The organism is Methylobacterium komagatae, assembly GCF_042661665.1.
Taxonomy (GTDB): domain Bacteria; phylum Pseudomonadota; class Alphaproteobacteria; order Rhizobiales; family Beijerinckiaceae; genus Methylobacterium; species Methylobacterium komagatae.
Genome location: NZ_JBHSWN010000001.1, coordinates 3418644 through 3431346 on the forward strand (window position 1 = coordinate 3418644; position 12703 = coordinate 3431346).

Below are 12703 nucleotides of genomic sequence, written 5' to 3' on the forward strand. Positions count from 1 at the left end.
CGGCATCCTTGGGGGCGTGGTCGGCGTCGACGGCAGGCTGCGAGGCGTTCGGGGCCGGCATCGGGGAGGAGGTCATGGTGGAAATCCCCTGATCAGCGGATGATGGCGACGCGACGCTGCAGGCGGCGCACGAGGAAGGAAGCTGTGAAGCAGATCGCAAAATAAACGAGCGCGGCGAAGATATACATCTCCACGAGACGCCCGTCGCGCTGGGCGACCTTCGAGGCCGCGCCCATGAAATCCGTGAGCGACAGCACGTAGACCAGCGACGTGTCTTGGAAGAGCACGATGGTCTGGGTCAGCAACAGGGGCAGCATGTTGCGGAAGGCCTGCGGCAGGACCACATTGCTCATGGTCTGCCAGTAATTCATGCCGAGCGCCTGCGCCGCCGCAGTCTGCCCCTTGGGGATCGACTGGATGCCCGCACGCATGATCTCGGCGAAATAGGCCGCCTCGAACGCTGTGAAGGTGATGAGCGCCGAGGGGAAGGCGCCGACCTGGATCGGCGTCTTCGAGCCGACCACGTAGGCGCCGATATACGGAACGAGGAAGTAGAACCAGAAGATCACCAGCACGAGGGGCAGGGACCGGCACAGTTCCACGTAGCCCTTGGCGACATGCCAGAGGCCGGGGATGCCCGACAGCCGCGCCATCGCGAGGAGGGTGCCGAGCACCACGCCCCCCGCCGCCGCCATGGCGGTGAGCGACAGGGTGAAGACCATGCCCGTCCCGAACAGGTAGGGGAGGGAGGTCAGGACGACGGAGAAATCGAAGTTCGAAAGCATCTCGGCCTGCGCACGATCGCCGCCGGGGGCGGCAGGTTGCAGCGGGGGCGGGCGGTCAGCGCTGCCCGGGGATGGCGACGGCGCGCTCGAGAAGGCCCGCGCAGACGACGACGACGAGGTTGATGGCCACGTAGAGGATCGTCGCGGCGGTGAACGCCTCGAACACCTGGAACGAGAATTCCTGCATGGAGCGCGCCCGGCCGGTCAGTTCGAGCAGGCCGATGGTGAGGGCGACCGACGTGTTCTTGAGGTTGTTCAGGAACTCGGAGGTCAGCGGCGGCAGAATGATGCGGTAGGCGTTCGGCAGCAGCACGTAGCGGTAGGTCTGCCCGGTGGTGAAGCCCATGGCCGTCCCCGCCATCCGCTGGCCGCGCGGCAGGGCCTGGATGCCCGCACGGACCTGCTCGGCCACGCGCGAGGCGGTGAAGAAGCCCAGGCACACCACTGCCGTGTAGAACGGCGCGTCGGGCATCTGCTTGATCGAATCGCCGAGGCCCTTCGGCAGTACCTCCGGCAGCACGAAGTACCAGAGGAACATCTGGACCAGCAGCGGCACGTTACGGAAGATCTCGACGTAGGTCGTGCCGATGGCGTTCGCTGTCTTGTTCGGCAGGGTGCGCAGCACGCCGATGAGCGAGCCGAGGAAGAAGGCGATCACCCAGGCGCAGAGGGCGGTCACGATCGTCCAGTACAGGCCGGACAGGAGCATGTCCGCATAGGTACCGGTCCCCTCCGGGGACTGGTCGAAGAAGATGCTCCAGTTCCAATTGTAGTTCATTGGCAGCCCGGCCCCGTTGCCGTTTCTCGTCGTGTCCCGCGGGTCGAGCCGCGGGACACTTCATCACTTGGAAATCAGTAGGAAGCCGGATCGGCGCTATCGATCGGCTTCGTGAACTGCTTCTTCATCTCATCGCTCATCGGGAGGTTGAGATTGATGTTGCGCGGCGGGATCGGCTGCGTGAACCACTTGTCGTAGAGCGCCTTGCCCTCGGGGCTCGTGTAGAGCTTGGCGGTGGCCTCGTCAGCGACGGCCTTGAACGGCGCGTCGTCCTTGCGGACCATGATGCCGTAGGGCTCAGGCTTCGAAAGGGCTTCCTTCGAGATCTCGTAGGCGCCCGGATCCTTGGACGAGGCGACGAGCGAGGCGAGGAGCACGTCGTCCATCACGAAGGCGACGGCGCGGCCGGTCTCGACCATCAGGAACGCCTCGGCGTGGTCCTTGGCGGGCAGGATGGTGAGGCCGAGCTTCTTCTCGGTGTTGGCCTCGTTGATCTGCCGGATGTTCGTGGTGCCCGAGGTCGAGACGACGGTCTTGCCCTTCAGGTCCTCGATCGTGTGCAGGTTGTTCGACTTTTTCGAGACGAAGCGCGTCGCGGTGAGGAAGTGGCTGTTGGTGAAGCCCACCTGCTTCTGACGGTCGGCATTGTTTGTGGTCGACCCGCATTCGAGGTCGATCGTGCCGTTGGCCATCAGCGGGATGCGGGTGGCGGAGGTGACCGGATTCAACTTCACGTCGAGTTTCGGCAGGCCGAGCTTGGCCTTCACGGCGTCGGCGATCTTGTAGCAGATGTCCATGGCGTAGCCGACCGGCTTCTCGTCGCCGCCGAGATAGGAGAACGGCACGGAGGAATCGCGGTAGCCGATGGTGATGGCACCGGTATCCTTCACCTTCTTGAGCGTGCCGGTCAGGTCCTCGGCGCCCGCGGTCAGGGGGGCGGCGGCGAGGGTGAGGCCGAGCGCCGCGGCAAAGCCACGGCGAGCGAGAACGAACTGCATCGGTACGGAACTCCTGGGTCTGGCCGAGCGATGTCGGCAGGCGGTGTCGGGTGCAGGCCCGACCGCATGGGCGGGGCCTTTGCAACGTTGATGCCGAAGAGGCAGGACGGCGTAGGAATTTTCGCTGTCCGAGACCTGACGGGCCGAATTCCGGTCACAGACCCCAGTCGATCCGCCGAACGCCACGATCACCGCCTCTCCGAGCAGTCGGAGCCGGGCCGAGCGCCCGTGCTGGGGCATGTTGCATGATTTTCGGGCGCGCGCATCGGGGCAGCACGCTGAGCCCACAGGTCCTGACTGACGAATTCGGCTCTTTCGCAATGCAAAAACCGCCCCGCTGAATGCGGGACGGCTTCTGTGTTCTTGCCGGATGCTTACTGGGTCAATTCGTTGCCGGCATAGCCGATCTGGCCGTCAGCGCCCTTCTTCCACTCGTAGATGACGTAGTCGGGCTTGGTGATGTCGCCCTTCTTGTCGAAGGAGATAGGGCCGATCACCGTCTGGAACGGCTTGCCCTCGTGCATGTAGGCGGCAACCTTCTTCCCATCAGTGGACTTCGCGCCCTCGATGGCCTGCTTGTAGATCTGCGCGGCGGCGTAGGCGTAGAGGGTGTAGCCCTCCGGATCGATGCCCTTCGCCTTGAAGGCGGCGACCACGTCCTTGGCGGCGGGCTTCTTGCGCGCATCCGGCGGGAAGGTAGTGAGCGTGCCCTCGGCGGCCGGGCCCGCAATCGCCACGAGCTCGCGGTCGACCATGCCGTCGCCGCCCATCATCGGCGCCTTCAGGCCCTGGTCGCGCATCTGGCGCAGTATCAGCCCGGCCTCGGTATAGTAGCCGCCGAAATAGACGATATCGATGCCACTCTGCTTCAGCTTGGAGACGAGGGCCGAGTAGTCCTTCTCGCCGGGGTTGATACCCTCCATGAGGGCTTCCTTGCCGCCCTTGGCCTTAAATGCCTTCAGGGTCTCGTCGGCCAGCCCCTTGCCATAGGGGGTCTTGTCATGGACGAAGGCGACCTTCTTGCCCTTGTACTTGTCGGCTAGGTAATCGCCCGCGACCTGGCCCTGCTGGTCGTCACGGCCGCAATCCCGGAACGTGTTCCACAGGCCGCGCTCGGTGTACTTCACGTTGGTCGAGCCGGGGCTGATCGCGACGACGCCGGCATCGGCGTAGACGTCCGAGGCCGGGATCGAGACGCCCGAGTTGAAGTGGCCGACCACGAACTTCACCTTGTCCGAGGCGAACTTATTGGCGACCGACACGCCCTGCTTCGGATCGGAGGCGTCGTCGCCGACGCTCAGCTCGACCTTCTGGCCATTGATGCCACCGGCCTTGTTGAAGTCCTCCACCGCCTGGGCCGTGCCGTTCTTGAGCTGGGCGCCGAAGGCCGCGCTGTTGCCGGTGATCGGCGCGCCGACGCCCATCTTCACCTGCGCCAGGGCAGGACCGGAGGTCAGGACGCCGAGCGCGAGGCCCGCCAGAAGTATCGATCGCATCGCCACACTCCCCTGTCTGCACCCGGAAAGGCCGGGTGGATCGAGATGCCGAAAGCTCAAGGACTCAGCGCGGACGCCACGTCAGCGGTGAGGTCTTCTCGTAGAGCCAGCGGTATTGGCTGGTCATCTGACGGGTGCGCGTCGCGCGAAAGCCCGCCGAGCCGATCAGCAGCACGACGAGCGCATCGACCAGATAGTAATGGGCCGAGAGCAGCGTGCCGCCGAACAGAGCGAAGTGGATGAAACGCACCGCCGCCGCCACGAGGAGCAAAGCCGGCACGCAATGCCAATACGGCCGCCAGCCCTTGGCGATGCCGCGGGCCGCCATCCAGGCCGCCCAGCCGCCCATCACCACCGTGACGAGGACGAACAGCCAGACCGAACCTTCCTCGTAGAGCAGCCCGTCAAGCATGGTCGCCCCCGCCGGGGCACCATGCCCGCCTTCGAGATAGGCCGCCTTCACGGACGGATCGTCCAGCAACTGGCGTCCGGTGCCGCTCATGGTGATGCGCCCGTTCACCAGCACGTAGCCGCGATGGGCGAGCTTGAGGGCGTGATAGGCGTTCTGCTCCACGAGGAAGATGGTCATCCCATCCTCGCGGTTGAGGCGGCGGATCGCATCGAAGATGCCCTTCACCACCAGGGGCGCGAGGCCGAGCGACGGCTCGTCCAGCAGCAGCAGCTTCGGTCGGCTCATCAGGGCGCGGGCGATGGCGAGCATCTGCTGCTCACCCCCGACATGGTGCCGGCACGCTGGTTCAGCCGCTCGCCGACGCGGGGGAACAGCGCAACGACCTTGTCGAGATCCTCCGCGAAGAACCGCCCGTCATGGAGGGCGGCACCCATCTGCAGGTTCTCGTAGACGGTCATGCGCGGGAAGACCCGGCGGCCCTCCGGCGACTGGGCGATCCCGAGCCGCGCGATGGCGTGGGTCGGCACGCGGGTGATATCCCGGCCCTCGTAGGTGATGGTGCCGGAGCGCGCCTGGGGCGAGCCGAACACGGTCATCATCAGGGTCGACTTGCCCGCGCCGTTGGCACCGATCAGCGTGACGATCTCGCCCTCGCCGACATCGAGATCGACCCCTTCAGGGCAGCGACGCTGCCGTAATATGTCGAGACCCCGCGCACGGCGAGGAGCGGCGGCTTGCCCCCGGCCTGGATCGCCCGCGTCTCGTCCACGAGCACGTTGATGCCGGCGACGCTCAACGGTCCGCCCTCATGCCGGGTGTCCTTCGTGCGGCAGGGACAGGCCCACCTCGGCCTCCACCGCCTCGACCTCCTCGTCCTCGACGCCGAGATAAGCGGCGATGACGCTCGGATTGGTGCGGATCTCCTCCGGCGTGCCGTCGGCGATCTTCTTGCCGTAGTCGAGCACCACGATGTGGTCGGAGATCTCCATGACCACAGACATGTCGTGCTCGATCAGCAGGACCGACGTGCCCTCGTGGTCGCGGATGTGCCGAAGCAGCGTGTTCAGTTCCAGGGACTCGCGTGGGTTCAGACCGGCGGCGGGCTCGTCGAGGCAGAGCAGCACCGGATCGGTGCACATCGCCCGCGCGATTTCGAGGCGGCGCTGCGCCCCGTAGGGCAGGCTGCCCGCCGGCTCGTCGGCCCGTTCGGTCAGGTCGATCCGCGCGAGCCAGCCCTTGGCCTTCTCGATGGCCGCAGCCTGCGCATCACGGAAGCCCTTGAAGCCGAGAAGCCCCAGCACGGTGTAGCCGGAGGCCCGCATCAAGGTCTTGTGTTGGGCCACCAGCAGGTTTTCCAGCACCGTCATGCCCGGGAACAGGCGGATGTTCTGAAAGGTGCGCGCCACCCGCGCCGTCCGGTTCACCTCATGGTTCGGCAGGCGCTCCAGCAGGTGCTCGCTGCCGTCGTCGTGGGTGAGGGTCAGCATCCCCTCGGTCGGCTTGTAGAAGCCGGTGATGCAGTTGAAGACCGTGGTCTTGCCGGCGCCGTTCGGGCCGATCAGCGCGGTGATGTCGCCCCGCCGAGCCTCGAAGGACAGGTCGCCGATGGCGGTCAGGCCGCCGAAGCGCATGGTCAGATGATCGACCTTGAGGACGGGGGCCGCCATCAGCCGTGCCCCTCGCTCACATGGGCGCCGGAGATCGCCCGCCTCTTACCCAATGTCACCGACGGCATTCGCACCGAGATCAGCCCGCGTGGGCGCCAGACCATCATCGCCACCATGGCGAGGCCGAACAGAAGGAGCCGGTACTCGTTGGGGTCGAACCCCTCACCGAACACCGCCTTGAGCCCCCCGAGGTTGCGCAGCATCTCGGGGCCCGCGACCATCGCCACCGCCGCGATGGCGACGCCGAACTGGCTACCCATGCCGCCGAGCACGACGATCGCCAGGATGATCGCGCTCTCCAGGAAGGTGAAGCTCTCCGGCGAGATGAAGCCCTGGCGCACGGCGAAGAACGAGCCGGCGAAGCCGCCGAAGGCCGCCCCGAGGGCGAAGGCCGTGAGCTTCGTCGCCGTGGTATCGATGCCGAGCGACCGGCAGGCGATCTCGTCCTCGCGCAGGGCTTCCCAGGCCCGGCCGATGGGCAGGCGGCGCAGGCGGAGCGTCACGAGGTTGGTGATCAGCGCGAGCACGAGGATCAGGTAGTAGAGGAACACCACCCGGTGCATCGAATCGTATTCGAGGCCGAAGCGCGCCGCGAACCCGTCCTCGTCCGCCGAGAAGGGGATGCCGAAGAAGGTCGCGCGGGGGATCGAGGAGACGCCCGCCGCGCCACCGGTCACGTCCGTCCAGTTGATGAGGACGAGGCGGATGATCTCGCCGAAGGCCAGGGTCACGATGGCGAGGTAATCGCCCCGCAGACGCAGGACGGGGAAGCCCAGCAGCATCCCCCACAACCCCGCGAACAGGCCCGCCAGCGGCAGGCAAATCCAGAAGGACAGGCCGAAGGTGGTCGAGAGCAGGGCGTAGGAATAGGCGCCGACCGCGTAGAAGGCGACGTAGCCGAGGTCGAGGAGCCCGGCGAGGCCGACCACGATGTTTAGGCCCCAGCCGAGCATCACGTAGGTAAGGATGAGGATGCCGAGGTCGATCCAGTAACGGGCCGCGCCGAGGTCGCCCGTCGCGAGGGTCGCTAGGATCGGCAGGGTGACCGCGACGGCCACAAAGGCCGTGAGGCCGAATTTCGAGAATTTCTGCCCGGCATCGGGCTCCGCCCCCACGGCCTCGGTGGCTTGGACGGGGGAGGGAGTCATGGCCCGTCGCGCGTCCCGCCGCAGCAGGAGCAGGCGTTGGCCGAGGCGCACGCAGAAGGTCAGGGCGCAGAGGATCGCCACCAAGCCCCAGCGGGGGACCAGGACGAGGTCGCTGCCGGGCCCCGGATCCATCCGGTAGGCGATGAGGGGGATGCACAGGCCGAGGGCGACCAGGGCGCAGAGCGCGGCATCACGCAGGATCGCGCCTATTGCGCTATCGGGTAGAGCGCCGGTCGAGGCGTCGGAGGCGGAGCGGGCCATCAGACCTTCTCGACCTCAGGCCGCCCGAGGATGCCCGAGGGCATGAAGATGAGCGTGATCGCTAGGATCGAGAAGGCGGCCACGTCCTTGTATTCGATCGAGAAATAAGCCGACCAGAAAGTCTCGATCAGGCCGATGATCAGGCCGCCGAGCACTGCACCGGGTAGGGAGCCGATGCCGCCGAGCACCGCCGCCGTGAAGGCCTTCACGCCGGGCACGAACCCGTCCGAGAACGAGACCACGCCGTAATACATGACGTAGAGCACCCCCGCGACCGCCGCGAGAGCGGCGCCGAGGACGAAGGTCAGCGAGATCGTCCGGTCCACGTCGATGCCGAGCAAAGCGGCCATCTTCCGGTCCTGCTCGCAGGCCCGTTGGGCACGGCCGAAGGGCGTGCGCTGCACGAGGTACCAGAAGCCCGTCAGCAGCACCGCCGTCACCGCCATGATGAGGCATTGCTTGTAGGACAGGAACACCGTGTACCCGTCCCGCTCCAGCACCGTGATGCCCCCCGACAGGACCGGCGGCATCGACTTGTTGCGGGCACCCTGCACCACCTGCACGAAGTTCGACAGGAAGATCGAGACGCCGATGGCCGAGATCAGCGGCGCGAGGCGGAAAGACCCGCGCAGCGGGCGGTAAGCGACCCGCTCGATCGCCCAGCCCCAGAGTGCGGTCAGCGCCATGGCCACGACCAGCACCACGAGGAAGGCCAGCGCGATGGAGGAGATGCCGAGCCACGTCGTCAGCAGGAGGAAGACGATCAGCGCGATGAAACAGGAGACCATGAAGACGTCGCCATGGGCGAAGTTCACCATGCCGATGATGCCGAAGACCATCGTGTAACCAATGGCGATCAACCCGTAGATCGAGCCGAGCGTCAGGCCGTTGATGAGCTGCTGGAGGAAAACGTCCATACATCCGTCCGTCGGAGCGCTCCCCACCGGCACGGGAGACCGGTTCGGCGAGGAAGCACGCGCTGCGTCCGGGAATCTCGTAGCGCAAGCGTGGGCTTTGCGCCACCGGGTCCCGGCGGCGCTAAATGAACAAAAACGGTGCTTTGCAGCCCAATTCTCAGACGAATTGCGAGCATGATTTGCGCCTCGCTTTCGCCCCACGGGAGAGCGAGGAAGGGCGGACCATCCCTTGCTCAACCAGAGATCCGCGAGCGTGCCGCCCATGCCGACCGCCGCCCCGTTCCGCAGCCTCGTCCTAGCCGGAGTTCTACTCGGCTCGGGCACCGCCGCGCAGGCCCATCCCCACGTCTGGGTCACCGCGAAGGCCCAGGTCGTTTACGCCGACGGGAAGGTGACGGGCGTGCGCCATTCCTGGTCGTTCGACCCGGAATACTCGGCTTTCGTGACGCAGGGGCTCGACGCCAACAAAGACGGGAAGCTCACTCCGGACGAGCTTGCCTCCCTGGCGGCGACCAACACCGAGAACCTTGCCGAGTTCGGCTACTTCACCAAGCTCAAGGTGGCGGGCAAGGAACAGGCTTTCACCGAGCCGAAAGAGCCCGGGATGCGAATGGAGGGCAACGCCCTCACGCTGAGCTTCCTTCTGCCGCTCAAGAGTCCGGCGGCGCCGGGCCGGGGCGTGGCCGCGCTGGAGGTCTATGATCCGACCTATTTCGTCTCCTTCTCCTTCGCCGATGCGGGGGATGCCGTGACCCTCTCGGGCGCGCCGCAGGGCTGCACCGCCTCGGTCACGCGGCCCAAGGGCGACGGGGCGAAGGTCGCCGATGCAAAGACCGGCATGAGCGAGGCCTTCTTCGAGGCGCTCACCGCCGCGTCGAATTACGGCGAGCAATTCGCCAACCGGGTCATCGTGGCATGTCCGTAGGGCTCGGCCTCACGCCCGCCGCCCCGGCCTCGCGCCTGCCCCGGCGCCTCGCGCTGATGGGTGGGGCGATCCTCGTCGCGGGGCTGCTCGTGGCGCTGCTGGCATGGCTCGTCGCACCCGGCATCGCCGCGCCGCCGCCGCGCTCGCCCTTCGGCATCGGCTTCCGTGAGGCGGCACCCTCCGCCACCGGCCTCGGGGGCCTTATCCTCTCGCTTCAGGCAAGCTTCTCCCGCGCCATGAATACCGCCGTCTCGGCCCTCAAGGGCGGAGGCGACTGGACGCCCCTCGTCGGCCTCGCCTTCGCCTACGGCGTGTTCCACGCCGCCGGTCCCGGCCACGGCAAGGCAGTGATCGCGGGCTACATCCTGGCGGGCGAGCGCGCCTTCCGGCAGGGCTGCGCTCTCAGCGCCTGCGCCGCCCTGCTGCAATCCCTCGTCGCGATGGCCCTGGTCGGGGTCGGAAGCCTCATCCTCAACGCGACCGCGGCCACCATGACCCGCGCGGGTACAGTCATCGAGACGGCAAGCTTCGCCCTCGTGGCAGCAGCCGGGCTCGCCCTGACATGGCGTAAGGCGGGACAATTGGCCGAGGGGGCGGCGTCCTGCGGGCCGAACTGCACGCACGGCCCCGATGCGCGCACGGCCGGGGAAGCACGATCCTGGCGCGAGCGGGCGGGTATCGTGCTGGCGGCGGGCTCGCGCCCCTGCGCGGGCGCGGTGCTGGTGCTGGTCTTCGCCCTGTCGCAGGGTGTCGCCTGGGCGGGCATCCTCGCCGTGCTGGCGATGTCGGTCGGAACCGCGATCACCACCACCGCCCTGGCCGCCCTCGCCGTCTTTGCCAAACGTACCGCCCTCGCCATCGCCGGGGGGCGAGGCCAAGGGGGCGCGCTCGCGGTCGGTGGCCTCGAACTGGTGGCAGCAGCCTTCGTGCTGGTTCTCGGTGCGACGATGCTGGCGGGCCTATCGTAAAGCGCAGGCTTTGGCGTCGATCCTGCTCATTTCGCAGGCAAATTGAGCGTCTTCTGCATACTTTGTAACAGATGGCCTCTTATCCCGTAGTTTAACTGCCTCGTTTCTTGTAAAGTCTGTATCCGCGCCGACGGAAAATGCCCTAAGCCACCCAGACTTGCACCGTCAGGGTGTGTTTGGGAGAGGATGATGCTGGTCCGACACATCGCTGCGGGGGCGCTCGCGCTCCTCGGCGTGCTCGGGGCCGCGCCACGCAGCGCCGCCGAGCCTGTCCCGGTGAAGATCGGCGTCCTGACAGACCGTTCCGGCTCCTACAGCGAATCGACCGGCGAAGGCTCGGTCGTCGCCGCGCGGATGGCGGTCGAGGATTATGGGCCGGAACGGCACGGGCTCACCGTCGACATCATCGCCGCCGACCACCTGAACAAGGCCGATGTCGGGGCAGCCATCGCCCGGCAGTGGTTCGACCGGGATGGGGTGGATGCGATCTTCGACGTACCAACCTCCTCGGTGGCGCTCGCCGTGGCGCAGATCGCGCGCGACAAGAACAAGGCGTTCGTGAATTCCGGAGCCGGCACCGCCGACCTCACCGGACCGGCCTGTACGCCGAATACCGTGCACTGGACCTACGACTCGGCGGCCCAAGCCAACGGCACCGCCTTGGCGCTGCTAAAGCGCGGCGGCGAGACATGGTATTTCATCACTGCCGATTACGCACTCGGCCTCGCCCTGGAGCGGGATGCGAGAGTGGTCATCGAGCGGGGCGGGGGACGCATCGTCGGCAGCGTGCGCACGCCTTTTCCCAACCCGGATTTCTCCTCTTTCCTGCTCCAGGCGCAGGCCTCGGGCGCGAAGATCATCGGGCTCGCCAATGCGGGGCAGGACGCCAGCAACGCCATCAAGCAGGCGCATGAATTCGGCCTTCGCCGGGGCGGGCCGCTTTTCGCCGCCCTGCTCGTGTCCGACATCGACATCCACGCCATGGGGCTCGACATCGCAGAGGGCCTGTTCCTCACCACGTCGTTCTACTGGAACAGGGACGAGGCCAGCCGCGCCTTCGCCGCCCGCTTCGAACGCAGGATGCCGGGCCGGAAGCCGACCTCGTACCAAGCGGGCGTCTATGCGAGCACGCTGCATTACCTGAAGGCGGTGGAGGCCTTGGGCTCGGCCAAGGACGGGGCCGCCGTCGTCGCGACGATGAAGCAGATCCCCACCGACGACCCGCTCTTCGGACAGGGGACGATCCGCCCGGATGGACGCAAGCTCCACCCGATGTATCTGGTCGAGGTGAAGTCGCCCGCCGAATCGACGGGCGACTGGGACCTCTACAAGCCGATCGAGACGATCCCCCCGAGCAGGCCTTCCGCCCGATGAGTGAAGGTGGCTGCCCGTTGGTGACCGCGGGAAAGGGTCTTCCGCTCAGATCCAGTCGGTGAAGTTGCCCTCCATCGCTTGTTTCTTGAGCCTTCGAGCCGGTCTGGCCAGTATACGCCACGCCGAGATCGGCTCGGCTGAAGAGGTTATAAGCCGCCCGCGCTCACCGGCTCCTTAAGCCAGTGTGAAGCCAAGCGGCGTTACATCCGCTTGGTCACGAGCTCTTCCGCGCGGTCGTCCGGCTCATGCCCGGCCGCCTGGAGCAGGGGCACGACCCCGGCCGCGTCCTTGGCCACAAGATAGCTGAGATCGAGCCCGTCGCGGATGAAGCCGTGGCCTCGCATATGGTCGAACAGGCCGAGCAGCGGCGCCCAGAAATCGTCCACCGAGACCAGCACCACGGGTTTCTTGTGCCGCCCGAGCTGCGCCCAAGTCGAGCTGCTCGACCAGTTCCTCTAGCGTTCCGATCCCGCCGGGGAGGGTGACGAAGGCGTCCGAGCGCTCGAACATCAGGCGCTTGCGGGTGTGCATGTCCGGCACGACGATCGTCTCGTTGACCGCTTCGAGCATGTTCTCGCGGGCCTGGAGGAAGTCCGGGATGATGCCGGTGACGTGTCCGCCCTGGTCGAGGACCGCGCGGGCGACGGTGCCCATCAGCCCGACATCGCCGCCGCCATAGACCAGGGACATCCCGGCCTGGGCGAGTGCGGTGCCGAGTTGCTGCGCCGCCTCTCCGAAGGCCGGGTTCGTGCCGAAACCGGAACCGCAATAGACACAGACCGTCCTCACCAGGGCCATCCGGCGGCCTCCTTCACGCGTTTTGGGGGCCGCCCCCGCATTCATGATTCTTGCGTTCTGAATCCAGTCGAAGCGCAGCAAAGTGCTGAATGCCCGCAGGATTCACCGTTCTTCAGGACGGGGCGGCTTGGTGCAGAGCCGGTGTACGTTATTATAGCCCTGACAGTCGACGGGTT

Annotated in this window: 10 protein-coding genes and 3 pseudogenes; 3 read left to right on the forward strand and 10 right to left on the reverse strand. The window is 66.7% G+C overall.

Annotated features, from left to right (window positions below; all coding sequences use genetic code 11):
• Nucleotides 1-92: 92 nt before the first annotated feature.
• The 9 genes and pseudogenes from ACFQE0_RS17055 to ACFQE0_RS17095 form a co-directional block, all read right to left on the reverse strand.
• A complete protein-coding gene (locus ACFQE0_RS17055) occupies nt 93-785 on the reverse strand; it encodes an amino acid ABC transporter permease (RefSeq protein WP_378971763.1) in 693 nt (230 codons plus the stop codon).
• A gap of 55 nt (nt 786-840) precedes the next feature.
• Nucleotides 841-1563 (reverse strand): amino acid ABC transporter permease, encoded by a 723-nt coding sequence (locus ACFQE0_RS17060; protein WP_378971765.1) that lies wholly within the window; start codon nt 1561-1563, stop codon nt 841-843.
• 74 nt (nt 1564-1637) lie between these two features.
• Nucleotides 1638-2561, reverse strand: a complete 924-nt coding sequence (locus ACFQE0_RS17065; protein WP_378971767.1) for an amino acid ABC transporter substrate-binding protein — start codon at nt 2559-2561, stop codon at nt 1638-1640.
• Between the two features lie 374 nt (nt 2562-2935).
• On the reverse strand, nt 2936-4057 hold the full coding sequence (locus ACFQE0_RS17070) for a branched-chain amino acid ABC transporter substrate-binding protein (protein WP_378971769.1): 1122 nt from the start codon (nt 4055-4057) through the stop codon (nt 2936-2938).
• A 64-nt stretch (nt 4058-4121) separates the two neighbouring features.
• A complete protein-coding gene (locus tag ACFQE0_RS17075; RefSeq protein WP_378975532.1) occupies nt 4122-4469 on the reverse strand; it encodes a DUF6867 family protein in 348 nt (115 codons plus the stop codon).
• 24 nt (nt 4470-4493) lie between these two features.
• Nucleotides 4494-5220 (reverse strand): annotated as a pseudogene (locus tag ACFQE0_RS17080) (ABC transporter ATP-binding protein); the annotation flags it as partial.
• Between the two features lie 55 nt (nt 5221-5275).
• A complete protein-coding gene (locus tag ACFQE0_RS17085) occupies nt 5276-6136 on the reverse strand; it encodes an ABC transporter ATP-binding protein (protein WP_378971772.1) in 861 nt (286 codons plus the stop codon).
• The gene (livM, locus tag ACFQE0_RS17090; RefSeq protein WP_378971773.1) at nt 6136-7545 is read right to left on the reverse strand and encodes a high-affinity branched-chain amino acid ABC transporter permease LivM; all 1410 of its coding nucleotides are present in this window, start codon (nt 7543-7545) and stop codon (nt 6136-6138) included. Before livM ends, ACFQE0_RS17085 begins: the two co-directional genes overlap by 1 nt.
• Entirely contained in the window at nt 7545-8462 is a 918-nt protein-coding gene (locus ACFQE0_RS17095) for a branched-chain amino acid ABC transporter permease (protein ID WP_378971775.1), read from the reverse strand. The genes livM and ACFQE0_RS17095 overlap by 1 nt, the downstream gene beginning before the upstream one ends.
• Nucleotides 8463-8724: 262 nt before the next feature.
• Here ACFQE0_RS17095 and ACFQE0_RS17100 point away from each other — a divergent pair, with 262 nt between their 5' ends.
• The 3 genes and pseudogenes from ACFQE0_RS17100 to ACFQE0_RS17110 all read left to right on the forward strand — a co-directional run bounded on the left by ACFQE0_RS17100 (nt 8725) and on the right by ACFQE0_RS17110 (nt 11791).
• Complete coding sequence (locus ACFQE0_RS17100; RefSeq protein WP_378971778.1) at nt 8725-9387, forward strand: DUF1007 family protein; 663 nt, start codon at nt 8725-8727, stop codon at nt 9385-9387.
• Nucleotides 9378-10355 (forward strand): nickel/cobalt transporter, encoded by a 978-nt coding sequence (locus ACFQE0_RS17105; protein WP_378971780.1) that lies wholly within the window; start codon nt 9378-9380, stop codon nt 10353-10355. Before ACFQE0_RS17100 ends, ACFQE0_RS17105 begins: the two co-directional genes overlap by 10 nt.
• Nucleotides 10356-10544: 189 nt before the next feature.
• Nucleotides 10545-11791, forward strand: a pseudogene (locus ACFQE0_RS17110) (ABC transporter substrate-binding protein).
• Nucleotides 11792-11929: 138 nt separating this feature from the next.
• On the opposite strand, the pseudogene ACFQE0_RS17115 reads toward ACFQE0_RS17110, so the two are convergent.
• Nucleotides 11930-12527 (reverse strand): annotated as a pseudogene (locus ACFQE0_RS17115) (LOG family protein).
• Nucleotides 12528-12703 lie beyond the last annotated feature (176 nt).

What these genes read in the sequence shown, in the direction of transcription:
- ACFQE0_RS17060 (WP_378971765.1), bottom strand. Translation starts at nt 1,563, where the DNA reads ATGAACTACAATTGGAACTGGAGCATCTTCTTCGACCAGTCCCCGGAG.
- ACFQE0_RS17070 (WP_378971769.1), bottom strand. Translation starts at nt 4,057, where the DNA reads ATGCGATCGATACTTCTGGCGGGCCTCGCGCTCGGCGTCCTGACCTCC.
- livM (WP_378971773.1), bottom strand. Translation starts at nt 7,545, where the DNA reads ATGGCCCGCTCCGCCTCCGACGCCTCGACCGGCGCTCTACCCGATAGC.
- ACFQE0_RS17095 (WP_378971775.1), bottom strand. Translation starts at nt 8,462, where the DNA reads ATGGACGTTTTCCTCCAGCAGCTCATCAACGGCCTGACGCTCGGCTCG.
- ACFQE0_RS17065 (WP_378971767.1), bottom strand. Translation starts at nt 2,561, where the DNA reads ATGCAGTTCGTTCTCGCTCGCCGTGGCTTTGCCGCGGCGCTCGGCCTC.
- ACFQE0_RS17055 (WP_378971763.1), bottom strand. Translation starts at nt 785, where the DNA reads ATGCTTTCGAACTTCGATTTCTCCGTCGTCCTGACCTCCCTCCCCTAC.
- ACFQE0_RS17100 (WP_378971778.1), top strand. Translation starts at nt 8,725, where the DNA reads ATGCCGACCGCCGCCCCGTTCCGCAGCCTCGTCCTAGCCGGAGTTCTA.
- ACFQE0_RS17085 (WP_378971772.1), bottom strand. Translation starts at nt 6,136, where the DNA reads ATGGCGGCCCCCGTCCTCAAGGTCGATCATCTGACCATGCGCTTCGGC.
- ACFQE0_RS17075 (WP_378975532.1), bottom strand. Translation starts at nt 4,469, where the DNA reads ATGCTTGACGGGCTGCTCTACGAGGAAGGTTCGGTCTGGCTGTTCGTC.
- ACFQE0_RS17105 (WP_378971780.1), top strand. Translation starts at nt 9,378, where the DNA reads ATGTCCGTAGGGCTCGGCCTCACGCCCGCCGCCCCGGCCTCGCGCCTG.